Here is a 23837-nt window from a genome sequence, read left to right as displayed (position 1 = left end):
GGTGCCGGAAGGTTAAGAGGAGGGGTGCAAGCTCCAAATCGAAGCCCCGGTAAACGGCGGCCGTAACTATAACGGTCCTAAGGTAGCGAAATTCCTTGTCGGGTAAGTTCCGACCTGCACGAATGGCGTAACGACCTCCCCACTGTCTCCAGCATCGGCTCAGTGAAATTGAATTCCCCGTGAAGATGCGGGGTAATTGCGGTCAGACGGAAAGACCCCGTGCACCTTTACTATAGCTTTACACTGGCATTCGTGCTGGCATGTGTAGCATAGGTGGTAGGCTTTGAAGCGGAGGCGCTAGCTTTCGTGGAGCCGAAATGTGAAATACCACCCTTGTTGACATGGATGTCTAACCGCGATCTCTCATCGAGGTCCGGGACAGTGTATGGTGGGTAGTTTGACTGGGGCGGTCGCCTCCCAAAGAGTAACGGAGGCGCGCGATGGTAAGCTCAAGCTGGTCGGAAATCAGCTGTCGAGTGCAATGGCATAAGCTTGCCTGACTGCGAGACTGACAAGTCGAGCAGAGTCGAAAGACGGTCATAGTGATCCGGTGGCCCCACGTGTGGAGGGCCATCGCTCAACGGATAAAAGGTACGCCGGGGATAACAGGCTGATGATTCCCAAGAGTCCATATCGACGGAATCGTTTGGCACCTCGATGTCGGCTCATCACATCCTGGGGCTGGAGCAGGTCCCAAGGGTTCGGCTGTTCGCCGATTAAAGTGGTACGTGAGCTGGGTTCAAAACGTCGTGAGACAGTTTGGTCCCTATCTGCCGTGATTGTAGGAGAATTGAGAGGATTTGTCCTTAGTACGAGAGGACCGGGATGAACGCACCTCCGGTGGACCTGTTATCGCGCCAGCGGTACAGCAGGGTAGCTATGTGCGGACGGAATAACCGCTGAAGGCATCTAAGCGGGAAATCCACCTCGAAACCATTTCTCCCTTGAGAACCGTGGAAGACGACCACGTTGATAGGCCAGGTGTGGAAGCGCTGTAAGGCGTGAAGCTTACTGGTACTAATCGTTCGAACGGCTTGATCGTTCTCATTTTCAATGCCCATCACATCTCCCGCAAGGCCGATGTGTTGCGTAAGAAACAAACTAGTTGATTGTCTGTCTTTCGCCGGCCTGGTGGCTATGGCGAGGTGTCTGAACCCGATCCCATCCCGAACTCGGTCGTTAAACGCCTCAGCGCCAATGGTACTTCGTCTTAAGACGCGGAAGAGTAGGTCGCTGCCAGGCCTGCCGAAGACAGACCAGACTGTGCAAACAACTTCTTCACATGATTTGAAGCAAGCCCGCCGTGCGAGAATTCGCCGGCGGGTTTGTGCTTTTTTGGGGCAGCCGCTACGTCACGGGCATGCCTGCAGGCCGGGGAGTTGCGCCTTCAAAACGTCCGATGGAACCTTCAGGGCAATGAAGCAGCGTCTGGCCGGATCCCATCTTACGTGCCCTTTGTGTTCGAGTGCGGCAATCATGGCATCTTCGGAGTCGCGCAGTATCTGATTCGGTGCACGGCTCTTCAGGTTGTTCCAGGCGGGATCCTCCTCGAAGTTGCGCATCCATTCATTGGGCTCGCGACCGGCGCGCGGATTCTCGAACAGGTCGATGCGGTCCGTGTCCGAGACACCGGCCCGCCAGTATTCGCTGCCATCGCCGCGTTTGACCTTCTGGAAGATCATGTTGCCCAGATGCATGTCCTCCCAGAACACGCCGTTGCGCCGCAGATTGCCGACCAGCTCCGCGAACGCCTCGGCGTAGGGTGGGGCCAGCTTGCCATTCACCAGCTTGCTGTCGGCGAATACTTCCTCGACGACCCGGCCGTCAGATGTCGCCGGCATGTTCTTGCCAAGTGCGCGCTGCACGATGCGCGGCGGAAATCCACCCAGGTCATGCGCCACGATATCGAGCTGCGGAATTCCGGACGCCTCCAATATGCGTGCACCGTGCAGTGTATCTTCCGCCATGGCCTTTGCCTCGGCCGGAGACTGCACGCGCTGGTCCTTCCAGCAGGGTCTGGTGCAGCGGCCGGTGGCGGGATCGACAGGGGCGCGCTCATCCTTTACCCACCGCCGCCTCTCACCATAGGTCTTGCTGACATAACCGGTCGGATTACCGTCGGCATCGCGCAGCACGCGCACGTCGGCGAATAATCCCGCACTCTTCGGTCTGGCCGAGTTGGGGTTCAGGAGGTCGACGGGCACGCCCACCGGGTTCATCACATCGCCGTCGGGTTTAAGGGGGCGCCCCGCGACATCGAATGCGCCGTTACCCTGGCCGCGCCAATTCTTCATGATCGACTGGGGCTCGAGGTTGAGTGCGTTGGCGACAGGCCGTGTGATCCGTGCCGGTGGCATGATGATGAGCGCATCCGAGTCCGCCTGACTGGACTGCCGGGCGGGTGAAAGCTCGGCATATTCGTCAGGATCAAACTCGGTCAGGCTCGGCGTTTTGTCGGAGGAAGACGGCGGCAGATCGGCGGGCGGCGGCGGCTCAGTACTCCTGGACGGCGGCAGTGTGGACGGCAAATCCGACGCTGACCGGTCCAGCTCCGTGGAGGCTGACCGGTCCAGTTGCGTGTTCGCGCTTCGCATCGGGTCGAGATTCGCCGCCGGTGGACCGCCTTCTCCTGCCCGCAACGCTTTGTAAGCATCCTCCAGCGCCGCCGGGTCATCGATCCGAGAAAGCGCGCGGACATTGGGATAGAACACCATGCCGTCGGCACGGAATGGAATTTTCGCCGGATCGTCGATGTCGAGGCGGCTCAGATCGATATGCCTGCCGAAGTCGTCGAGCACTTGTTCGCGCGCGACGGCGTTCCACATGTTCTGAACTTTTCCTTCTCTTGCCGCCCTGGCATTTTCCAGTCTTCGGCCCACCTCGGGCACTGGATTCTCGAGCCGTGTCTGGAATCGCCTTGCGACATCGGCGGGGTTCCCCGCTTCGTCGGCGACCTTGACGATGCCGCCGGGATCGAAAATCACGACCTGCCACTCGTCAGGACCGCCTCTCGGCTTGAACCCGTAATTGCCAGGATGATTGTCGAGCCAGACGAAACCTTTGGCGTTGAGGGCACGCTTGGCGCGGTCGAGCGCGATCGCCTGGCCGGCAGTTGGAATCCCGTTTGCCGGAAATTGCTCTGTTGCCCGCTCGGGGACGTGTTCGACAAGTTCCAGCCTGTTTCCATCCAAGTCCGGCCGTCCGACGGCCTCGCCGTCGATCTCGAACGGGCCTTTGCGCTTCGGGACATAGAGCGCATCGTCCGATATCTCGGCGAGCGCCCGCCAGCCTTCCTGGTCCACGCGATCCGCGAGGCTGCCTGCCTCGCGCTTGGAAATGCGCGCAACGAAGCTCGTGTCTTCTTCCGGAAATCGTGGCACCGCATAGACCGAATTGTTTGATCCGGCGGCCAAATGGTGCTCGACAACAATTGGTGGAACGCCCTCCGGATTGCCACGCAACGGAATAACCGTGCCCTGTGCGAGCGGGGGACCCCATTCGACCGGTTGGGGTGTCGACTCCACCGGCTCGACTGGGCGCACCGGCCCTGGCGCCGGCGGTTCATTGACGAAACCCGGGGGAAAATCCTTCGTGACGTTCGGATCCGGTAAGTCCCCGGGTCCGGGTGAGGGACCCAAGGGTATCCTGTCGAGGTCATCGTCAGGTCGAGGCTTGATGACAGGCGGATCGAGTGCGGTGATGTCATCCGGCTTGGCAATGGCATCATCAGGCGGCGGACCCCGCGCATTGTTGTCGTCGACGCGCGCCGGTGGCGGGGGAAAATCCTTCGTGGCGTCGGGATCGGGCGGATCGATCCGGCCGGGTGCGGGATCTAAAGGAGTTTTGTCGAGGTCGCCTTCGGGACGAGGCTTGATGACGGGTGGGTCGATGGCGGTGATGTCGTCTGGCTTGACGGTGTCGGCACCATCAGGGGGAGGGCCGCGCGCGCTGTTGTTGTCGATGCGGGGCGGCGGTGAGGGAGCACGGCTCTGCCCTGGCTCGGGAGCGGTTTCAGGAAGCGGCCGGTCGAACGATGCCTGATCGCCTGGCGCCTTCGAAGGCAGGTCGTCGATCACGGTCGAGCCTGGCTTTGGCACGGCCATTTCCGGCGGCGGTGGATTTGCAACGGCCCGCGTTTCGCCAACCGGGTTCTCGACCTTGGCAATCATGCCTGGAGTAGGCGCGGGCGGTGACGGCAATGGATCCGCCGGAACATCGACCTTGGCGACGGCCGTGGGCGAACCGGCTGCGCCAGACGCCTTCGTCATCTCGTCGAACTTGCCCGCGAGCTCGGCCTCGCGCGCCGAGGGAACGGCCAGGCTCTTGCCGAAATCATCATTCGTGAGGGCCGCCTGCCGGAACCGGATATTCTCGACATAGGCGGCGAGATCGGCGCGCTCCGCTGGCGTCAGGCCGTTGAGCGCTGCATCGTCGAGATCATCGAGCCTGGCGGCGACGCCCCTGCCGCGGCCGATCTGCGCCTGAACATCCGCCGTGTGGGCATTGAAAGCGTCGAGGAATTTGGTGTCGGCCGGGTCCAATCGACGGCCGGTCGATGTCGCGATCGCTTCCGCCTTGCCCGTGAAGCCCGTGAGGTTGCCGAGACGAGTGGTTTCCTGGATCTCGTCGACATAAGCGAGAAGATCGAGACGCTCGGTTTCGGAGAGCCGTGCCAGTGTTGCCGCATCGACCGTGTCGAAGCGCCGGGCAATCTCGGCGCCGCGCTCGACGCGACCGAGATGGCGCAAGTCGCCCAGCGTTCCCGCGGCGACACCGGCGCCCGGCAGGAGAACGCCCGCTGCCGTCGCCAGTGCGCTGTGGCGTTGGGCTGCGGCCTCTTCGTAGAAGTCGGCGCCCATGGTTGCCGAAGCGCCTTTGGCATATTCATAGAATTCTTCGCCCTTCTGATAGTCCAGCACGCCCTTGCCGCCGAAATAAACCATGTCGATGGCATCGGCTGTGACGGTGGCGTAGGCGGCGGCACCGAGATAGCCGAGCCGGGAAGCGAGGGCCGCGACACCCCCACCCGCGGCTGCCAGCGCCAGAGCCTTATAGGTGTCGTCGATGGCCGCATACTCTTCGAGCGCCCGCAGCTCGGCACCCTTGATGTAGAGCGTCCTGACATAGGCGCGGGCGACGACGTCGGGCTCCCAGAATATGCGTCCGCCTTCCTCCCTGCGCGTGACCAGGCGCGGCAGGATGCGGGCGGCGATCATCGGCGCCGGCTGGCCGGCGATCACCAGCAATTCGTCCACCTTGCAGTCTTTCGCGGCGCTGGCGCGTGCAATGGATGCATTAATCGAGCTCGCATAGTTGCGCGCCATCGTCAGCATCTGATTGCGCCGGAAAACGATGGCGCGCTCGCGCGAGACGTTGAGGGTCAGAGCCAGGGCATCGAGATCGAGCATCTGCTCGGCGGTATAGGTCTTGCCGGCGGTCTCGATGCTCATGACTTTCCACAGCGGGTCGCTGCGGCCCGCCGAGGCGACGCCGGCTTCGATGAACTTGTCGAGCTCGGATTCGTAACCCAATTCGGCATAGGTCTCGGCGACGGCTCTGCTGAATTTCACGAATTCGTCGCGGATCAGCAGGGCGGCGGCATGATCGCCAATGGTGATCTGGGTCTTGCGCGAGCCGAGCTCGGTGAGAAAGAAGTGGGAATTTTCCTGCGACGTCGCGCGCGGATCGATCTTCACCCTGCCGCCATAGCAGGCGGCGGCGCGCTCAAGCGCCTTCCGCCAGAGTTCGGCCATTTCCTCGTCGTCTTCATCAACGATCTGCACCTCGGCCGGCTTGGGAATGGAAAGCCGAAGCGGCTGCGTCCAGGTGGCGATGAGGCGATTGTCCTTCTTTGGGTCGGTGCCGGGAATCGGCGCGACGTCGAACTTCAGTGCGCCGGCCTCATCGGGCGGCGCCCAGTTCTCCCGATCCGAGCGATAGAAATGCAAAGGTGGCGAGCGATAGACCCGGCCCTCGCGGCCTTCGCTGCCTTCGCCTACGAGCAAAGTCAGCGGTATCTGCCCGGCGTCAGCGCCATCCCGGCTCAGCCTGAAGACCAGCGGCGCCTTATAGGGGATGGGTGTTTCGAGCTCGAGCTCGAGGAAACCCGTATCGCTCGATTGGAAGAAATCCGTGGGCGCCCCGTCGATCGGAGGCGTGTCGATGAAATAGGCGCGCCCGCGGGCATCGGCGAAGTCGAGCAGCCACAATCCCGGCGCATCGTTGAGGGTGAGGGCCTTGACACCCGGCTCCGCGCCTTTCTGGAAACGAGCCGTCACGAAAAGACCCGTCATTTCGGCATCGCCAGCGGAAGCGGCGGCCCCGCCGCTTTCGGGCTCGGGCTTCGGAACGGCGGCAGCTTTTCTCCAGGCGTCGTCGACGGTCTGTTGCGGCATTTCATTCGGGAAACGAGGCGCGTGGTAGCTCATGCCTTCGGTCAGGCTCTCGAAGATCACCGCATCGCCAGCCGTGCTGGGCAGGTGCTTGCCGAAAATGAACAAGGTGCGTTCGGTGGAGGTGCCGCCGGAGGCGCGGCCCGAGGGATAATAAGCGACGGTCGGGCTGTCGCGCCTGGTCTGGTCCTCCATGACCACGATACCTGTGATCTCGATGTCGCGAAGCCAGGTCTCCTGGCCGCTCTGACCGTGATCGCCGGTGCCGAGAATCTCGTGCCAGCCGCCGGCAAGGTGAGCATCGCCGCGGCTCTTCAGAAGGACGTTGATGATCTCAGAGGCAGGCTTGAGATCGAGGCCCGCGGAGGCGTGCGCCTGCTTGAGCTCGGCCTGAAGTCCGCGCGTCAGGGTGGGAAAATGAATGATCCGGCCCTTGGGCAGAGGGGCGGGCGCCGCCACCGCCGGCGCTTGTCCGAAGGCGTCCACCCGCTCGAAGTTGATTTCCAGGAAATGCGGCTCCTCGCCTTGACCGCGTGATGCCCGCATATCGATCGACTGATAGAGCTGTGTTCCATCGGCAAGCGCCATCCGGGCCGAAGCTCCGGATGCATCCACATTCGCTATGCCGGCCAGGCCTGTGACCGCGCCGTCGAGCGCATGCGATACCCGCCAGTTGCCCTTGAACAGATCGGCGGCGATCTCCTGCGAGCGTTGGGTGAGCTTGCGCCATTCGGCCGTCTTGGCGTCGAACTCGTTCTCGTCGACAAAGCGCTCTTTGAAGAACAGGCCGTCAACGTCCTTGCGCTGGGCAAACTGCACCGAACGCGCATAAAGGATGCCGCTCTCATGGAGGCGCGCATCCGACCCGTCCCCAGCCGGAGCCAGATCGACGCTCGCATCTCCGCGCTCGCCTTTGATCAGCGCCTGTTGATCGCCGTTGGGCGCTTCGGTGAAGCGGGCCTGCAGGCGGAAAGGCTCATCATGGCGGATGACCTCGCGCGGCTTGCCCTCGAGATCGACAATCCGCAGCATGATGTTCTCATGCTCGCGCTGGAGAACGAGGGGTTTGCTGTAGGGTGTGTGGATGCCCTTGATGTCCTGGTATTGCGGGTCGTAAGTGACATTGAGCCGCCACCACAGTCCTTCAAGGCTGACGGACTTGTCGCGCGGATTGAACTTGGCCTCGAATTCGATCCATTCAGGCGGCGACCAGGAGTCGACAAGACCCTTGATCACCCAGTCCGGCAGGTCAAAGATGTCGCGCACATCGCGCAAAGTGCGGCTTGCGGTCAGGCGCTTGCCGTCGAATGCTGCCTCGTCATAGAGATAGCGCCGGCCGCTCGCTTCCCAGACCTCGATCTCGACGGCGCGGCTCGTTCCGCCCGGCTTGTTCTTCAGCTGCAGCGGATCATGTTGTTTGGCCGGGGGAAGCTGCAGAGCCCTTTCGGCTGCAGCGATACGTTCCCTCAGTGCGGCGATCTCACTCTTGTGCATATTCTCCGAACGGGTGCGGTCGTAGCGAAACGGCGGACCCAGCCGCTTGAACTTCTTCTGGATGACTTCTCCACCCTTGGGATCGACCCAGATGTAGACCTTTTCCTTTTCAACAGCTGCGAGTTGCTGCCTGGCACGGTCAATCTCCTCGAGCGCCGAAGCCGCAGGATCAGTCTTCTCGTGAGCCGCAGCTTCGACCTCCGGGCCGCCGCGTATCATCCACTGGGCGCCGTCTCTGCCGCGCCAGACACCAAAGACATTGGCATTGATCTCGGCCTCCATGGATGGCGTGATCCGGGTGACGGGCGCCGTATCGGCCTCAACGTCGTAGGTGAGCTCGCCATCCACAATCTTTCCGGCGGCCCCGCCATGCAGAACAACCTCATCTTGGCCCTCGCCGAGATTAATCCGGGCCAGCACCGAAGCAGTGTCCGGATCCCATTCGATCTCGATGCTCTGACCGGAACCTGCCTCCACCGTCGCCCGTTTCTGCAGCGCTCCAAGCTGCTCGGCGAGCGCGTCGCGGAATATCTTGTCGATATCACGCTGCGTTTGGCGCCTGCCGGTCAACTGCAGGACCGCGCCAAGGGCGTCACGTCGGGCAGCCGGATCGCGCGCGGCAAGCACCTGCTCGAGGGCGGCGCGGTGCCCGTCCTGAGAAAAGTCAAGGCCAAGGGGGGCCGCGAGCTTTGTGGGGTCGACGGCGATCTTTGGCGACGCCCCGGCCCAGCTGCGCAGCCGCGTCAGCCTGACGATTTCGGCGGTGCGCTGGGCCAGCGCCGGATCGCCAGAAGCAGCGAAATCAGTCTGGTCTATCTGCGATATCAGGGATCGCGCCATCCCGACCAGATGCGGAGACACATCGGCCGCCCGGGCAATGCCGCTGCCAAGCACCATCGCGCACACAACAAAGGAAAGCACACGCCGCGGCAGGCCTGGCACACTCGACCGGGTTTTTCCTTGCGTCGTCACCTGGTGTCCCGAGTCCGAAGTTTGCGTCATGTGACGCAGTGAAACTAGGGTGCTGCCTTGACCGTCTCGATCTCAACCGACTCGATATTGACCAGAAACTCGCCGGTTGCTTTGCCCCATTTGCTGGCGCTCAGCGTCAGCTTGCCGGGCGAGCGCAGCGATGTCAGAGCGTCGGTCTCATAGGTGATCTGATTGCCGTCCGCATCAACTTCACCCTCGGCCCGATACAGGGCGGTGTAGGAACGGCCGCGTTTGGTCAGCGTAAGCCGAACTTTGCGGTCGAAGGCCGCGGCGGCCTCGAGGCTGAGATTGTCGCCAAAAACTCTTTTTTCGGTAACGGTTTCGGTTCCGTTGCTGACCTTCAGCAGCGAAAGCATGATTGCCCCTCGATTGTCGCTTGCTGAAGACCCGGTATTGTATGATGTGCTGTAGACGGACGCGACCAGATAGTTTTTCTCATCGGTGCGCAAGCCAACCTGAATGACGTCCCTCAATGTCTTGAACTTTCCGACGAATGTCATGTGAATGTCCCAGTCCTCGTCGGGCAAGTCGCGCTCAAGCTGGATGATGTTGGCGCCATTGGTTGTGTTGAACCCGCCGACCTCACCACTTACCATCAGCAGATTGCCCTTCTCGACAATGTAGCCGTCGGGGTTCGGATTGTTCACCACCCAGTGTTCCGAAAGATCGGCACCTTCGAAATCGTCAAAAAATACCCGCTCGCGCACCGGTTCGGGGGGAGCCGGTGGTGTCTCCGCAACGGCTTTCTGCACTTCCGCCAGGGCATCGGAAAGCCCATTCGCATCCTGCGCGTCGAAATACTTGCCGCCGGTCTCATCGGCGATGCATTGCAGGGTTTTGCGCTGCTTTTCATTCAAGGTGAAGCCGACGACATGGGCCTTGAGGCTGGTGCCGGCTTCGCGAATTGCTCGCGCGGCGGCACAAGGGTCACCACCGCATTCCTCGATGCCGTCGGTCACCAGCACCACGCTGTTGGATTGGCCGGCCAGCGGCGCGAAGTAGAATGCGACCGCCTCCAGTGCGGCGGCAATGGGCGTTTCGCCCTTGGGCTGGCTTTTCGAGATCATCCGGGCGACGGCCTTGGCATCGTTGGCGCCGGGAGGCGAGACCATCTCGATATCGGTGCAATCCTTGGCACGCCGGTGGCCATACATGAACAGCCCCGGCTTGGCGCCGGCGGGCATCTTGGCCAAGGCCGCCTCCATGGCCTGCTTCGCCGCCTGCGAGCGGGTCTCGCCGCCTTCGATCGGCTTCTTCATGGAGCCCGAGGAATCGAAGATGAATATCACGTTCGATGCCTTGTCTTGCGAGAAGGACGGCAGCGGCGCCGAAAGCACCAAGGCGCCGGTCAGAAGGGCGAGGCTGAGCTTCATGATTTTCCCTTTGTTGACTTGCTTGACGACCCCCTCGAGACACGACAGGCGCAGAAACAAATCCACGGGAAAGAAAATCTGGCTCCGCCTGCGAGGCGGTTTTGGAGGCCTGCCGGAGATCCCGTCCATTCATGTCCGGCGGCTTGCGGTTCCTAGTGAAGCGCATTTTGACGCCCAAGGCAACTTCAGGCAGCCGGGTTCAGAGCCAAATCCAAGGCGTCGGCTTCTGGGGACTGCGCCACATGATTTCAAGCAAACCCGCCGCGCCAGCCATCGCCGGCGGGTTTACTTTTTAAAATCGCATCTCCCGTCAGTATCCGGTTTCCCCCTCGCGATTTGGCGTGCCGAGGACATGGGTCTTTGGCGGCATCATCACCTGATCGAAGGTCTGCGTGAACATCGCCGCCGCGAAGAAGGCGACTGCCCGAAGAGTGTCCTTCCCGGTGTTTTCGAGGTCGTGGCGCATGGGGGTCGGCAGGACAAAGACGCTGCCCGGCCCGACCGGGTAGGTCGAGCCGTCCTCAAGATATAGCTTACCGGTGCCGGCGATGATGTATTGCGTCTCCTCAGTGGCATCAGTGTGCCAACCGAGGCGGCGGCCCGCCTCGATTTCATAAACGATTGTGGATGACGCAGTCGCACCATGCGCGCCATATCGGGCGAATGCGCCCTGCCAACGTACGGCTGGGTCGCTCTCTCCCCATACCTTCGTCCGTTCGAGCTTGTTGGAATCGATGACCGGATTCATGCAGCGCGCTCCCTTCTGTCAGTGGGTCATGTCATTCTAAGCGATGGTGCGATGGGCTTCCACTTGCAGCTCCATTCGTGGTTAGGCGTCGTTCTGAAAGGACCATCTTCAGCGGATCGCGGAAGAGAGTGAGGCGTCCTGCTCACGAGAACCGGAATTCCCTGCTCGCTATGGTCCAAGATCCAGCGAATCTGCTGAACTTGTTGAGTTTTTGGCTCCGTCAGAGCTTTTGAGTGCTCTCTTTTTCAAAGATACCCTGTATTTTCCCTGTATCCGTGGCTGGCGGCCAATGGCCGGCGCCCAGCGCCGAACGCTTAACGGGGCGGTGCTGGCCTCGTTGCCGCAGCCGAGGGCCTGCGATACGCTCGAAAAATGGATCAGTTCCGGCTTCGCCGCCTCGGCGCATCGGATGCCGAGGCCTTTCGCGATGTGCGCCTCGAAGGCCTGCGGCATCACCCCGAGGCATTTGGCTCTTCGTGGGAGGAAGAATCCGAGAGACCACTCGCCTGGTTCGAGGAGCGATTGGAGCGGAATGTCGTGCTGGCTGGTTGCGCCGATGATTGTAAAATCCGGGGGATTGCCGCTCTCGGAGTCCAGGACGCCTTGAAGATACGGCACAAGGGCTTTCTTTGGGGCATGTATGTCCGTCCCGAGGCGCGAGGATCCGGCCTTGCAGCAGCTCTGGTCGAGCGCTTGTTGAGCGAGGCGCGAGGCACCGTCGAAGAAGTCCGGCTTGCGGTCGTCACCTCCAACGAAGCCGCCATTCGTCTCTATACTCGCCATGGATTCAAGCAATATGGCGTCGAACGAAGAGCCTTGAAGATTGATCACCGCTACTATGACGAGCTGTTGATGGCTTACTCTGTCGGGATTGATTGACGAGCCTTCAATCGATCGCGGCGAGCAACCGGCTCAATTCGCCCGGCATGAGGACCATCGCGTCATGAGCCGTGGGGAGTTCCTGCCACGTCCAATCCGGCTGTTGTTTCACCCAGTCCCGTACCCATTGCAAAGGCTGATAGGCGGGCCCGGTGCAGGCCACATAGGTGCATGGCCTGCCGTTGCCGATGGGGTGCCGGAGCTCGAGCGTCGTTTCATAGGTGCCGAGCGGATGCGGCGTCAGACGGCGCCTCACCCAATCGGCCAGCGGATGGTCGTCCGGTACTCCGAAGGCCGAAGGCGGCGGCGAGGGCATGACAATTCCCTGACCATTGTCGATCGCCGATTTTCGGCGCCCAGCGGCAAAATCCGGCGGCAAGGTGCTGAGCATACTCTGGTCCTTCCCCAGTATGACGCCGTCGAGATAGACGAGATGGCGGATGCGGTCGGCTATCCGGTCGGCTACTCCCGAAATGATGACGCCGCCAAGACTGTGACCAACGAGGATAACATCGCTCAGCTCTTCGGCTTCAATATGATTGACGACATCAGTTACAAAGACATCGAGTGTGATGCCGCGGTTGAGCAGATGCCGGCGCTCGCCGAGGCCTGTCTGTGTCGGCGTCGTGACCTGGTGACCCTGCGCCCGCAGTGGGCGCGCAACCTCGCGCCAGCACCATCCGCCATGCCAGGCGCCATGCACCAGCACATAGGTCTTTGTCCGAAGCCCTTCTCGTCCATGTTCTTGCATTGCTTCCCCGCTACAGATGCCGACCAACCCTAGCAGTTCTCACATGGCTTCATACAGGCCCATCGAAACGGGCAATCGCTTCATGGTGCGTCGCTCACTTTATTCCCGAAGCGCGCCCAGAGCTTCGGGTAGCGCTTCGCAAGATAGCCCGCATCTTCCTCGAACGGCGTTCCCGAGGGCGCGGCGGCCGGTGGCGCGCTGGTGAACGGGAATCGGCGTTCCGGGTCTGTCAGGGGATCAATGCCGGTCTTTTCCTTCCACATATCGGCGGCGACATAGGCAAATGGCTCGAACTCGTAGTCGCCTTGCGAATCCTCATCGGTCGTTTCGGCGAGCGAATCGGGATCGGCCAGCGCGGCTTCGAAAACCGCGCGGCCCCTCGAGACCAGCCAGCGTTGGAAATACTCAAAGCCGTCGTCGCTCAATCCGCCGTTCATGACATAGCCAGCCCCCCACAAATCCCAGCTGTAAGCGCGCCGTTGCTGCTGATGGAAGGTGCGCTCGAAGGCCTCGATCTCGGCCACGGTGAGCTGGCGCAGCACTTGCCGCAAGGCCTCGAGCTGCTGCTCTGGATCGGCTTGATATTCGGTCGTCTTGCCGACCAGTTCCCAAGAGCGATCCGACGGCATCGTGTCGCCTGCTTCTTGCTGGGCCGCTGGAACAACCTGAACGATGGCCGGAAGCGGCGGGCCTGGCCCCCAGTCGATCGCCAGTAGAACAGCTATTGCAAAAGCCACCCGCATGGAGCTCAATTCCTTCTCTGGAAGGATGCACGCTTTCCGATCGCGGGGCGAATCATATGAGAATCCGCGCCGACAGCTGAATCCCAATTGAGGGGGACCACATGCTCGCGACCTATATAGATGAAATCATCATGTTTTGTGTCGGCGTCTGGGCTACGGCGACCGGCTTTGGCTATCTGCCGATGCCGGGGAAGGACCCGCTCGCCCAGCAGCAGTGGCGGGCGCGATTCGGAACGATGCTCAAATGGATCGGCCCGGCGCTGCTCGTCATTTCAGTCGTCCTCGCCGTCTCCAAGAACGCAAGTGCCGGAGGCGACATTTGAGCCGATACACACTTCATGGCCGCTATGGCTGGGGATCCGTCCTCACCGAGGCGCAGCTCGAATGGTATGGCCTCCCTTTCGATTTCGTCGATGTCGGCGATCTCTTCGAGGAAGCTGAGGCGCGCAAGCGGCTCGCCAAGATCAATCCCTTGGCGCAGGTACCGGCCCTCATTCTCCCCGACGGCGAGGTCATGACGGAGACCGCCGCCATCACGTTCCATCTCGCCGATGCGGCGGGAAGCCACGACCTCGTGCCCGAGCCCCACGATGCGACGCGGCCGCGCTTCCTGCGCTGGCTCATCTTCATCGTCGCCAATATCTATCCGACCTTCACCTATGCCGACGTGCCGCAGCGCTTCGTTCCGGGCGCCAAGGCCGCCCAGGGCTTCCGCACCAATGTCGATGAACACCAGAAAACGCTCTGGCGCATGGTGGAGCCCGAAGCACGGGCGCCATGGTTCCTCGGCGAGCGCTTCTCGGCGCTCGACATCTATCTCTGCGCCATGACGCGCTGGCGGCCCAACCGCCCCTGGTTCGAGAAGAATACGCCGAAACTCGTCGCCGCAGCGGACCGGTGCAACGACTTGCCGAAGCTCAAGCCGGTATGGCAGCGCAATTACCCGCCCGAGGGGGCATGAGTGAGGTCGGTCTAGAAATTGCCTTGCTCGCAGCCTAGGCTCGCGAGCCTGTCCAGAAGGAGGTGCGATCCCATGAAACGGCGTTTCATTCTTCCTCTCGGCCTCGTCGCGATGGCGATGCCGGCGCTCGCCGAAGAGATCTCGGTTACCGGCTGTGCCGCCGCCGGGGTCGAAGCGAACTGCATCATCCTCAAGACGGGCGACAAGACCTATGACATCACCTCGGCGCAACCGGCGCCCGCTCCCGGCACTTATGGCACGGTGAAAGGCACGCTCACCGACAAGCTCTCGATCTGCCAGCAAGGCCCGGTCATCGACCCCGCCATCTGGGAAGTCGACGCGGGCAAGCAATGCCCGGTCGAGACGTCGCAATGAACTTTGTATTGCGCATCGGCTTGTCCGAAAACCGCGCACACTTTTCGGGCCGATGCGCTAGCTAGCTAAGCGCCGCGGCGCAGGCCTTCGGCCAGGCGGTGCACGTCATGCACCCAGATCCCGCCGCCATCGGGCGGCAGCTCGAGCCATTGCCGCTGCTTCAGCGTATTCTGCGTGTCCTCATAGCCCGACTGCCAGTGCTCGCGCATCGAGGTGCCGGAGAATTCATAGTCCTTGGCGTGGCCCTCATAGGCCTTCTGCTGATAGATGAGATGGATGATGGTGAGCTCGGGGAGGTTCGCGAGTTCCTTGATCCAGCGCGTTTCGTCGTCGGAGAGATCCTTCTTGGGAATGCGCGCGAGCGCGGCATGGGTGCGCATCTTCCATTTCTGTAGCTTGCGAAACATGTCGGTGTTGTAGCGGGTGCGCGAGGAATACATGATGTCCTTGTGGCGGGCCACGACATCGGACATCTCGCGCGGCAAGACACCCCTGGCGCTGAACAGGTCGACCTGGAAGACGAGCGTGTTCAGGCTGTCCTCCTGCTCGAGAAGGTGCTGCAAAGGCGTGTTGGAAACGATGCCGCCGTCCCAGAAATAATCGGTGCCGATCTTCACCATGGGAAGCGCCGGCGGCAAGGCGCCGCTCGCCATCACATGCTCGGGCGTGATCTCCTCGTCGCGATTGTCGAAATAGACGAAGTTGCCGGTCAGCACATTGACGGCGCCGACCGAGAAGCGCGATTTGCGCTCATTGATGAGCCCGAAGTCGACGAGGTCGAGAAGCGTCTCGCGCAAGGGCGCGCTGTCATAGAAGCTGGTCGCGGTCTTCGCACCCGCCGGGCTGAACCATGGATTCATCGCATGCGGACGGAAGAAGCCCGGCTGGCCGTCGGTCAGCGTCCAATAGGAGCTGATCGAATTGCGCATGCGCCGGAAGATGTCTCCGTCGGGCGTATAGGTCCAGATCTTGCGGGCCGTGATGCGCTCCCAGAATTCGCGCAAGCGCGGCAGGCGGCGCTCGCGCGGATTGCCGGCGATGATCGCCGCATTGATGCCGCCGATCGAGACGCCGGTCACCCAGTCGGGCTCGATATTCGCTTCATGCAGCGCCTGGTAGACGCCCGTCTGATAGGCGCCGAGCGCGCCGCCGCCCTGGAAGATGAGAGCGACACGGTCGCAACGCTGCGGGCGCCAACCGAAAGCCTTCGTCTCGGCCGGCTGCTTGACTTGCTTGTCCATGATCCGTCCCATTGCGTGAGCTTCGAGCAGACCAATTCGGTGTGACATGTACATGACGCTTGTCTGTCACAAGACTTAAATGAATTCTTCGTTAGCTCGCTCACCATTTCGGGAGCTGAGACATGACGGCGAAGCGAAGCGCAATCGTCACCGGATCGACATCGGGCATCGGGCTTGCCATCGCTCGCGCCCTCGCCGAGACGGGATCGGACGTGATGCTCAACGGTTTTGGCGACGCGGCGGAAATCGAGGCGATGCGCGCCGGGGTCGCCACCCGATATGGCGTCGAGGCGCGCTATAGCGGCGCCGATATGAGCAAGCCCGACCAGATCGCTCGAATGGTCGATGAGGCGACGGAGGCCTTCGGCAAGGTCGATATCCTGGTCAACAATGCCGGCATCCAATATGTGGCGCCGATCGAGGAGTTTCCGCCGGAGAAATGGGACCAGATCCTCGCCATCAATCTCTCGGCCTCCTTCCATGCCATCCGCCATGTCTTTCCCGGCATGAAGCAGCGCAAGTTCGGCCGCATCGTGCAGATCGCCTCCGCCCATGCGCTGATCGCCTCGCCCTTCAAGACCGCTTATGTGGCGGCGAAGCACGGCATAGCTGGCCTCACCAAGACCGTGGCTCTGGAAGGGGCCGAGCATGGCATCACCGCCAATGCCGTCTGTCCGGGCTATGTGCTGACCCCGCTGGTCGAGAAGCAGATCCCGGAACAGGCGAAAGCGCGCGGCATCTCGGAAGATGCCGTGATCCGCGACGTGCTGCTCGCGGCGCAGCCGACCAAGCGCTTCGTCACCGTCGAAGAGGTGGCAGCACTTGCCGTCTTCCTGTGCAGCGACAGCGCCGCATCGATCACCGGCACGACCATCCCGATCGATGGCGGCTGGACCTGCCACTGAAACACGAAGAGGACACGGGACATGCGCATCGCCGACATCCTCAACCTGCCCTCCATGCCGCTCGCCGGGCCGAGCTATCCCAAGGGTCCTTATCGCTTCGTCAATCGCGAATATATGATCATCACCTATGAAACCGAGCCGGAGCTGATCCGCCAGCAATTGCCGGAGCCGCTCGAGCCCGTCGAGCGGCCGCTTGTCCATTATGAATGGATCAAGATGCCCGACAGCTCGGGCTTCGGCAGCTATACCGAGTCGGGCATGGTCATTCCCTGCCGCTTCCAAGGCGCGGAAATGAGTTTCGTAGCCCAGATGTATCTCGACGACGATCCGCCGATCGTCGCGGGCCGCGAGATCTGGGGATTCCCCAAGAAATACGCCCATCCCAAGCTCGAGGTCGTCAAGGACACGCTGACCGGCACGCTCGACTATGCGGGCCAGCTCGTCGCCATGGGCACCATGGGCTACAAGCATGAGAGCATGAGCGGCAATGGCGAGCGCACAACCGCAATCTTGTGCAAGACGCAGGTCAATCTGAAGATCATCCCCGGCGAGGACGGTAAGCACGATATCTGCGAGCTCATCGCCTATAATCTGACCGACATCACGGTCAAAGGCTCATGGCTCGGGCCCGGTCGCCTGCATCTCGTGCCGCATGTCAATGCACCCGTCGCCGACCTGCCGGTGCGCCGGATCGTCGGCGCGCATCATTTCATCGCCGACCTGACGCTGCCCTATGGCCGCGTCATCCACGATTATCTCAAGAAAGACTGAGCCTTCACTGAAAGGCCCAAAGCAAAGGGCGTGACCCTTGAGGCCACGCCCTTCTCAAAGCGGCTTGCGAAAAGGGTGGGGCTCAGGTCTTCGCAAGCCGCGTTTTCGAGCTTGATGGGCTGATCAGAAGAAGGTGGCGAAGACGTAGTAGAGTGTCGCCGAGAGCATGATCGCTATCGGCAAGGTCAGCACCCAGGCGAGCAGCATGTTGCGCACCGTCGCCCATTGCAGCCCCGAGCCGTTGGCGGCCATGGTGCCGGCGACACCCGACGACAGCACATGAGTGGTCGAGACCGGCAGGCCCATGACGTCGGCGACGCCGATGGTGGTAGCGGCGACCACTTCGGCCGAGGCGCCTTGCGCATAGGTCATATGGCTCTTGCCGATCTTCTCGCCGACCGTCACCACGATGCGCTTCCAGCCGATCATGGTGCCGAGGCCGAGCGCGATCGCCACCGCCACCTTGACCCAGAGCGGGATGAACTTGGTCGCCCCATCGAGCGACTTCTTATAGGCGCCGAGCGTCGCCACTTCCTCCTTGGTCAGGTCGTTCTCCTTGTCCTTGAGCAGGAAGCGGATCGCTTCGGAGGCGAGATACATGTCGTTGCGGGTATTGCCGACGGCTTCGGCCGGCACCTTCCTGATCGAGCCGTGCTCCGTGACCTGGCGCGAGATCTCCTTCACCAGGCCGGCGAGCGCCGGATAGGTGGCTTCGCTGATCTGGCGCTCCGAGACATAGTTGGTGACGGCCTGGCGCGGATTGCCGCCCGAAATGGTGAAGCCCGAGGACTTGCGCTCGATGACTTCCGCCGCCGCCGCCGAGGTCTTGCTGAACTCGGTCATCTGCGTGTCTGGCATGGCGCGGTTGAGCGCATAGGCCGTGGGCACCGTGCCGATGAGGATCAGCATGATGAGGCCCATGCCCTTCTGGCCGTCATTCGAGCCATGGGCGAAGGAGACGCCGGTGCAAGTGAGGATGAGCAGGCCGCGGATCCACAAGGGCGGCGGCTGGTTGCCTTTCGGCTCCTGATAGAGGGCCGGGTTGCGGACGACGAATTTGAGCGCCAGCAGAAGGATGGCCGCGGCGAAGAAGCCGAAGAGCGGCGACAGGAGCAGCGACCAGCCGATCTCGGTGGCCTTGCTCCAGTCGACGCCTGACGTACCGTCATGGCCATGCATCAGGGCATTGGCGACGCCGACGCCGATGATCGAGCCGATCAATGTGTGCGAGCTCGAGGCCGGCAGGCCCAGATACCAGGTGCCGAGATTCCAGATGATGGCGGCGATGAGGAGGGCGAAGACCATGGCGAAGCCGGCATTGCTGCCGACCTGCAGGATGAGCTCGACCGGGAGCAGCGAGATGATGCCGAAGGCCACGGCGCCGCTCGACAGGAGGACGCCGAGAAAATTGAAGACGCCGGCCCAGACGACCGCGACATTGGCGGGCAGCGCATGGGTGTAGATGACGGTCGCGACCGCATTGGCGGTGTCGTGGAAGCCGTTGACGAATTCGAAGCCGAGCGCGATCAGGAGCGCCACGCCCAGAAGCAGGAAGGGCAGGTAGGTGCGCACCGAGGTGCCGGCCTCGGAAATATCGACATAGAGGCTGTAGGCCGTGAACAGGAGGCCGGCGGCCAGGATGCCGCCAAAGAGGACCACGCCGGCGAGATTGATGCCCTGGTCGAGATCGGGGCGCGACTGGCGAGGTCCGCCCCTCACACCCGCTGCAATGTCCGTCATGTCCACCCTCCTGCCGTCCGCTCGGGAAGGCGATCTCAGAACCTTAAGATGAAGCGCCGATGACGATCGCGTGAATGATCGTTACCCTGAGGGGCGGGAGCGACGCATCTCAACTGGCACGGCATCATCCGGTCGTAGAAGGAAAGCGGCTCGACGGCGAGCACAACAAGCCGTAAACTCCCCTGCGCCGCCCCGTCCAGACGGCCTTGCCTATGGTTCAAGCGCAACATCTCGGGGAAGTGCCATGTCGACCGTTCAAGACCTAGCCCGCCATATCGATGAGCTTGCCAAAAGCTTTGCCGGCCACCTCCTGCAATCGTCCACGCCGGGTTATGACGACGCCAGGCGGGTCCACAACGGCCTCATCGACAAGCGACCGGCGCTCATTGCCCGCTGCGCCGGCGTTGCCGATGTCGCCGACGCACTGGAATTCGGGCGGGAGCTTGGCCTCGAGATCGCCGTCAGGGGCGGTGGACACAATGTCGCCGGACGAGCCACGATCGACGGTGGGCTCATGATCGATCTGGCACCCATGAAGGGCATTCATGTCGATGCCGGGCGGAAAGTGGCGCATGCGCAAGGCGGGGCTACATGGCGCGAGTTCAATCGCGAGACGCAGCTTCACGGCCTGGCGACGACCGGCGGGGTGGTGTCGACGACCGGCATTGCCGGGCTGACGCTCGGCGGCGGCGTCGGCTGGTTGATGGGCAAGCACGGACTGGCGCTCGACAATCTTCTCTCGGCCCGCATCGTCACTCCTGATGGAAAGATCCTGACGGCCAATGCGGAGGAGAACAGTGACCTCTTCTGGGCCGTGCGCGGTGGCGGCGGCAACTTCGGCATCGTCGCCTCTTTCGAATTCAAGCTGCATCCCGTCGGACCGATGATCACCGGCGGCCTCATCGCCCATCCTTTTGAGCGCGCCCGGGACCTGTTGCATTTCTACCGCGATTTCACGCAGTCGTTGCCGGACGAGCTCATCGTGTTCGCTGGTCTCGTACATGCGCCTGACGGATCGGGAACGAAGCTCGCCGCATTGGTCTGCGCTCATTGTGGCGATGAATCGGCCGGCGCCGAGGCGATGAAGCCTTTAAAGGCATTCGGAACACCGGTCGTGGATGCGGTCGGGCCGATATCATATTGTGGGCTGAACTCGCTTCTCGACGCCGCCTATCCGAAGGGGGCGCTCAATCATTGGAAGTCGAGTTTCCTTTCACAATTGAGCGACGACACGATCGACAATCTGATCGAGTGTTTCGCGCGCTGTCCGACACCCATGGGACAATTGCTGCTCGAGCATTTTCACGGCGCGGCCTGCCGCGTCGGGGTGAGCGATACAGCTTTCCCCCATCGCGGCGCGGGCTACAATCTGGTCGTGCTGTCGGAGTGGCTCCAGCCTGCGGATACGCGGAAATGCACTCAGTGGGCGCGCGACAGCTACGATGCCCTGAAACCGTGGATGTCACCTGGGCGCTACGTCAATTACCTGGGCGATGATGAGGGGAGCGACCCCACGGCAGCCGCCTACGGCGTCAATTACCCGAGGCTGCAGAAGATCAAGGCCAAATACGATCCCTACAATATCCTGCACATGAATCAGAATATCGTGCCGGCGCCCTGATCCCTTACCGTCCTGTTGGAGAATTTCCACGGGCGCGGTGTGCCGCGCCGGCGCAATGGATGGGTCACGCGCTTGTGATCATCCGTATATCACAACGGCTTCACGCCTCGGTGAACGCGAGCAGCTAACGCGCTCGCCCTTGCGTATATGCATGAGGAGAGTATTTGCGGGAGAGTTTCCATGGCGAGATTCTCGAAATGTATCGCGCTTGCCGCATGGGCCGTGATCGGATGCAGTTATGCGTCAGCCAATCCTGGGATCACTCAGCCTGACGCTGGGCAAAGTGACCAGATGGAAGGGGACAAGCCACTATCGTGCGGCGCGGCGCGCGATCTCTTGACGCGCGAAGGATATCGAGGCGTGACGGTGCGCAGCTGCTTCACCTTTGCCTACGCCTTCACCGTCGAATGCAATGGAAGAACGGTCAGAGTCTTCGTCGATCCCCAGAACGGAAGAGTTTGGGAAGGTTAATTGGCGGGCAGCGGATGGGAATAGATGACGGTCGCGACGGCATTCGCGGTGTCATGGAAGCCGTTGACGATCGCTGCTCGCCTTCTCAAGGTCCGACCAGTTGTTTCAGAAGATTGTGGCAAACACATAAAAGAGCGATGCCGCGAGCAGGATCGCGATGGGCAGCGTCAGCACCCAGGCGAGCAGCAGATTGCGTATCGTTGACCATTGCAAGCCTGATCCGTTGGCCGCCATGGTGCCGGCGACACCCGATGACAGCACATGGGTGGTCGAGACCGGAAGACCCATATGGTCGGCGACACCGATGGTCGAAGCTGCAACCACTTCGGCTGCCGCACCTTGCGCATAAGTCAGATGGCTCTTGCCGATCTTCTCGCCGACCGTCACCACGATGCGTTTCCAGCCGATCATGGTGCCGAGACCGAGCGCGATCGCCACCACCACCTTGACCCACAGCGGAATGAACTTGGTCGCGGCATCTGTCGATTTCTTATAAGCGCCGAGAGCCGCGACGTCCTCCTGGCTCAGCTCATCCTCCCTGTCGTCGAGCAAAAGACGGATCGCTTCGGAAGCGAGATACATGTCGTTGCGGGTGTTGTCGACGACCTCGGCCGGCAACTTGTCGATCGAGCCGTGTTCGGTGACCTGGCGGGAGATCTGTTTCACGAGCTCTGCGAGCGCCGGATAGGTAGCGTCGCTGATCTGGTGCTGCGATATATAGGCGGTCACCGCAGGCCGGGGATTGCCGCCCGGGAGGGCGAAAGCCGGGGATCCCTGCGCGATGACTGCCGCCGCCGCGGACGAGGTGGTGCTGAATTCGATCATTTCACTGTCGAGCATGGCCCGGTTGAGTGCATAAGCGGTGGGCACCGTGCCGATGAGGATCAGCATGATGAGGCCCATGCCCTTCTGGCCGTCATTCGATCCATGCGCAAAGGAAACGGCAGTGCAGGTGAGGATCAGAAGACCGCGAATCCACCAGGGCGGCGGCTGGTTGCCTTTCGGCTCCTGATAGAGGGCCGGATTGCGGACGGCGAATTTGAGCGCCAGCAACAGGATGGCGGCGGCGAGGAAGCCGAAGAGCGGCGATAGGAGCAACGACCAGCCGATCTCGGTTGCTTTGCTCCAGTCGACACCCGAAGTCCCGTCACGGCCATGCATCAGGGCATTGGCGATGCCGACGCCGATAATCGAGCCGATCAAGGTGTGCGAGCTCGAGGCCGGCAGGCCCAGATACCAGGTGCCGAGATTCCAGATGATGGCGGCGATGAGGAGGGCGAAGACCATGGCGAAGCCGGCATTGCTGCCAACCTGCAGGATGAGCTCGACCGGGAGCAGCGAGATGATGCCGAAAGCGACAGCGCCGCTCGACAGCAGAACGCCGAGAAAGTTGCAGAAACCGGACCAGATGACCGCGACATTGGCGGGAAGAGCATGCGTGTAGATGACCGTCGCAACGGCATTTGCCGTGTCATGGAAGCCGTTGACGAACTCGAAACCGAGCGCGATCAGCAGCGCCACGCCCAGCAGCAGGAAGGGTAAGTAGGTGTGTATCGGCGTGTCGGTGTCGGAAATATCGACATAAAGGCTGTAGGCCGTGAACAACAGGCCTGCCGCGAGAATAGCTCCGAAGAGCACGACGGTGATGAAATGGGAACCCTGGTCGAGATTGGGGCGTGAATGCTGTCCCGGCCGACCCCCTGGGCCTGCAGTGACGTCGGCCATTTTCCCTCCTCAGAACGCGAAATGGAGCCAGGGTGACGGCTCCATGAATCGTCGGATCTGCCCCACGGCAAGGTGCGTCGTATCTCCCCAGTATATCAAGGTTCACCGCAACGAGATAGCCGACCATCTGGGCCGTTCATCGGCCGAGTGCCGCGCTGGCTTTCCAGGATTGATGCTAGTGCGCCGTCTGGCAGAGGCGATGGTCGCTCAGGACCTCGATCACCCGGCACTCGCAGACGCGGCCGTGACCGCATTCCGCGACCATGCGCTTCAGCTCCTTCTTGAGCGCCTGGAGCCGCTTCAGGCGCTGCTCCACTTCCTGAAGCCTGCGGCTCGCTATGTCGTCGGCACGCTCACAGCTCGTCTCGGGATTACCGGAAAGGCTCAAGAGCTCGCGGATGGCCTCGATCGAGAAACCGAGATCGCGCGCATGGCGGATGAAGGTCAGACGCTTCTGATCTTCCCTGTCGTAAAGCCGGTGTCCACCCTCGGTACGCGTAAAGGGCGGCAACAGGCCGATGCTTTCATAATAACGGATGGTCTGGACCTTGGTTGCGGTCGCCTCCGCCAGCCTGCCAATGGTGAAACCGGACATGGAATTTTTCCTCGGAATTTTCCTCTTGAACTTCTAGTGGCTAGAGATTGTAGGTCAGG

18 protein-coding genes and 2 rRNA genes (1 of these 20 running past the window's edge) are annotated in these 23837 nt (G+C 61.8%); 11 read left to right on the top strand and 9 right to left on the bottom strand.

Features of this window, described 5'->3' with window-relative positions:
• Positions 1–1042: ribosomal RNA gene (locus DS839_RS23760) — 23S ribosomal RNA — on the top strand; it begins 1702 nt to the left of the window's first position.
• An 85-nt stretch (positions 1043–1127) separates the two neighbouring features.
• Positions 1128–1242 (top strand): 5S ribosomal RNA (gene rrf / locus DS839_RS23755).
• Positions 1243–1352: 110 nt separating this feature from the next.
• Here the strand turns inward: rrf and DS839_RS23750 are convergent.
• Complete coding sequence (locus DS839_RS23750; RefSeq protein ID WP_162918757.1) at positions 1353–8234, bottom strand: hypothetical protein; 6882 nt, start codon at positions 8232–8234, stop codon at positions 1353–1355.
• Positions 8235–8255: 21 nt separating this feature from the next.
• Between DS839_RS23750 and DS839_RS36635 the strand changes: the two genes are divergently transcribed.
• On the top strand, positions 8256–8900 hold the full coding sequence (locus DS839_RS36635) for a hypothetical protein (protein WP_162918756.1): 645 nt from the start codon (positions 8256–8258) through the stop codon (positions 8898–8900).
• A gap of 2 nt (positions 8901–8902) precedes the next feature.
• Here the strand turns inward: DS839_RS36635 and DS839_RS23745 are convergent, their stop codons facing one another.
• Both DS839_RS23745 and DS839_RS23740 read right to left on the bottom strand, forming a co-directional pair.
• On the bottom strand, positions 8903–10381 hold the full coding sequence (locus tag DS839_RS23745) for a vWA domain-containing protein (protein WP_119272957.1): 1479 nt from the start codon (positions 10379–10381) through the stop codon (positions 8903–8905).
• 181 nt (positions 10382–10562) lie between these two features.
• Positions 10563–11000: a cupin domain-containing protein gene (locus DS839_RS23740; protein WP_119272956.1), complete on the bottom strand. Its 438-nt coding sequence runs from the start codon at positions 10998–11000 to the stop codon at positions 10563–10565.
• A 372-nt stretch (positions 11001–11372) separates the two neighbouring features.
• Here DS839_RS23740 and DS839_RS23735 point away from each other — a divergent pair, with 372 nt between their 5' ends.
• Positions 11373–11879: a GNAT family N-acetyltransferase gene (locus tag DS839_RS23735; protein ID WP_119272955.1), complete on the top strand. Its 507-nt coding sequence runs from the start codon at positions 11373–11375 to the stop codon at positions 11877–11879.
• Positions 11880–11886: 7 nt separating this feature from the next.
• Here DS839_RS23735 and DS839_RS23730 read toward each other — a convergent pair whose 3' ends face one another.
• Both DS839_RS23730 and DS839_RS23725 read right to left on the bottom strand, forming a co-directional pair.
• On the bottom strand, positions 11887–12630 hold the full coding sequence (locus tag DS839_RS23730) for an alpha/beta fold hydrolase (protein ID WP_119272954.1): 744 nt from the start codon (positions 12628–12630) through the stop codon (positions 11887–11889).
• 80 nt (positions 12631–12710) lie between these two features.
• A complete protein-coding gene (locus DS839_RS23725) occupies positions 12711–13373 on the bottom strand; it encodes a DUF4240 domain-containing protein (protein ID WP_368911868.1) in 663 nt (220 codons plus the stop codon).
• 101 nt (positions 13374–13474) lie between these two features.
• Between DS839_RS23725 and DS839_RS23720 the strand changes: the two genes are divergently transcribed.
• The 3 genes from DS839_RS23720 (at position 13475) to DS839_RS23710 (ending at position 14709) form a co-directional block, all read left to right on the top strand.
• Entirely contained in the window at positions 13475–13696 is a 222-nt protein-coding gene (locus tag DS839_RS23720) for a hypothetical protein (protein WP_119272952.1), read from the top strand.
• A complete protein-coding gene (locus tag DS839_RS23715) occupies positions 13693–14334 on the top strand; it encodes a glutathione S-transferase family protein (RefSeq protein ID WP_368911867.1) in 642 nt (213 codons plus the stop codon). The genes DS839_RS23720 and DS839_RS23715 overlap by 4 nt, the downstream gene beginning before the upstream one ends.
• Before the next feature lie 72 nt (positions 14335–14406).
• Complete coding sequence (locus tag DS839_RS23710) at positions 14407–14709, top strand: hypothetical protein (protein ID WP_119272950.1); 303 nt, start codon at positions 14407–14409, stop codon at positions 14707–14709.
• A 65-nt stretch (positions 14710–14774) separates the two neighbouring features.
• Here DS839_RS23710 and DS839_RS23705 read toward each other — a convergent pair whose 3' ends face one another.
• Positions 14775–15950, bottom strand: coding sequence for a patatin-like phospholipase family protein (locus tag DS839_RS23705; protein WP_119272987.1), 1176 nt, complete (start codon positions 15948–15950; stop codon positions 14775–14777).
• Between the two features lie 122 nt (positions 15951–16072).
• On the opposite strand from DS839_RS23705, the gene DS839_RS23700 reads away from it, so the two are divergent.
• The gene (locus DS839_RS23700) at positions 16073–16855 is read left to right on the top strand and encodes a 3-hydroxybutyrate dehydrogenase (RefSeq protein ID WP_119272949.1); all 783 of its coding nucleotides are present in this window, start codon (positions 16073–16075) and stop codon (positions 16853–16855) included.
• A 21-nt stretch (positions 16856–16876) separates the two neighbouring features.
• A complete protein-coding gene (locus DS839_RS23695; protein WP_119272948.1) occupies positions 16877–17626 on the top strand; it encodes an acetoacetate decarboxylase in 750 nt (249 codons plus the stop codon).
• Positions 17627–17749: 123 nt separating this feature from the next.
• Here DS839_RS23695 and DS839_RS23690 read toward each other — a convergent pair whose 3' ends face one another.
• A complete protein-coding gene (locus DS839_RS23690; RefSeq protein ID WP_119272947.1) occupies positions 17750–19366 on the bottom strand; it encodes an inorganic phosphate transporter in 1617 nt (538 codons plus the stop codon).
• Positions 19367–19610: 244 nt separating this feature from the next.
• Between DS839_RS23690 and DS839_RS23685 the strand changes: the two genes are divergently transcribed.
• Positions 19611–20987, top strand: coding sequence for an FAD-binding oxidoreductase (locus DS839_RS23685; protein WP_119272946.1), 1377 nt, complete (start codon positions 19611–19613; stop codon positions 20985–20987).
• A gap of 180 nt (positions 20988–21167) precedes the next feature.
• Positions 21168–21458, top strand: coding sequence for a hypothetical protein (locus tag DS839_RS36630; protein WP_162918755.1), 291 nt, complete (start codon positions 21168–21170; stop codon positions 21456–21458).
• A gap of 105 nt (positions 21459–21563) precedes the next feature.
• On the opposite strand, the gene DS839_RS23675 is transcribed toward DS839_RS36630, so the two are convergent.
• Positions 21564–23183, bottom strand: a complete 1620-nt coding sequence (locus tag DS839_RS23675) for an inorganic phosphate transporter (protein WP_119272944.1) — start codon at positions 23181–23183, stop codon at positions 21564–21566.
• A gap of 175 nt (positions 23184–23358) precedes the next feature.
• Positions 23359–23778 (bottom strand): MerR family transcriptional regulator, encoded by a 420-nt coding sequence (locus tag DS839_RS23670; protein ID WP_119272943.1) that lies wholly within the window; start codon positions 23776–23778, stop codon positions 23359–23361.
• Positions 23779–23837: the final 59 nt, after the last annotated feature.

This window comes from Taklimakanibacter deserti, from assembly GCA_003574785.1.
This window is presented reverse-complemented; position numbering and strand designations above follow the sequence as displayed.

Excerpts from the sequence above, each read along its gene's own strand:
- DS839_RS36635 (WP_162918756.1), top strand. The coding sequence starts at position 8,256 with ATGCAGAACAACCTCATCTTGGCCCTCGCCGAGATTAATCCGGGCCAG.
- DS839_RS23745 (WP_119272957.1), bottom strand. The coding sequence starts at position 10,381 with ATGGACGGGATCTCCGGCAGGCCTCCAAAACCGCCTCGCAGGCGGAGC.
- DS839_RS23740 (WP_119272956.1), bottom strand. The coding sequence starts at position 11,000 with ATGAATCCGGTCATCGATTCCAACAAGCTCGAACGGACGAAGGTATGG.
- DS839_RS23735 (WP_119272955.1), top strand. The coding sequence starts at position 11,373 with ATGGATCAGTTCCGGCTTCGCCGCCTCGGCGCATCGGATGCCGAGGCC.
- DS839_RS23730 (WP_119272954.1), bottom strand. The coding sequence starts at position 12,630 with ATGCAAGAACATGGACGAGAAGGGCTTCGGACAAAGACCTATGTGCTG.
- DS839_RS23725 (WP_368911868.1), bottom strand. The coding sequence starts at position 13,373 with ATGCGGGTGGCTTTTGCAATAGCTGTTCTACTGGCGATCGACTGGGGG.
- DS839_RS23720 (WP_119272952.1), top strand. The coding sequence starts at position 13,475 with ATGCTCGCGACCTATATAGATGAAATCATCATGTTTTGTGTCGGCGTC.
- DS839_RS23710 (WP_119272950.1), top strand. The coding sequence starts at position 14,407 with ATGAAACGGCGTTTCATTCTTCCTCTCGGCCTCGTCGCGATGGCGATG.
- DS839_RS23705 (WP_119272987.1), bottom strand. The coding sequence starts at position 15,950 with ATGGACAAGCAAGTCAAGCAGCCGGCCGAGACGAAGGCTTTCGGTTGG.
- DS839_RS23700 (WP_119272949.1), top strand. The coding sequence starts at position 16,073 with ATGACGGCGAAGCGAAGCGCAATCGTCACCGGATCGACATCGGGCATC.
- DS839_RS23695 (WP_119272948.1), top strand. The coding sequence starts at position 16,877 with ATGCGCATCGCCGACATCCTCAACCTGCCCTCCATGCCGCTCGCCGGG.
- DS839_RS23690 (WP_119272947.1), bottom strand. The coding sequence starts at position 19,366 with ATGACGGACATTGCAGCGGGTGTGAGGGGCGGACCTCGCCAGTCGCGC.
- DS839_RS23685 (WP_119272946.1), top strand. The coding sequence starts at position 19,611 with ATGTCGACCGTTCAAGACCTAGCCCGCCATATCGATGAGCTTGCCAAA.
- DS839_RS36630 (WP_162918755.1), top strand. The coding sequence starts at position 21,168 with ATGGCGAGATTCTCGAAATGTATCGCGCTTGCCGCATGGGCCGTGATC.
- DS839_RS23675 (WP_119272944.1), bottom strand. The coding sequence starts at position 23,183 with ATGGCCGACGTCACTGCAGGCCCAGGGGGTCGGCCGGGACAGCATTCA.
- DS839_RS23670 (WP_119272943.1), bottom strand. The coding sequence starts at position 23,778 with ATGTCCGGTTTCACCATTGGCAGGCTGGCGGAGGCGACCGCAACCAAG.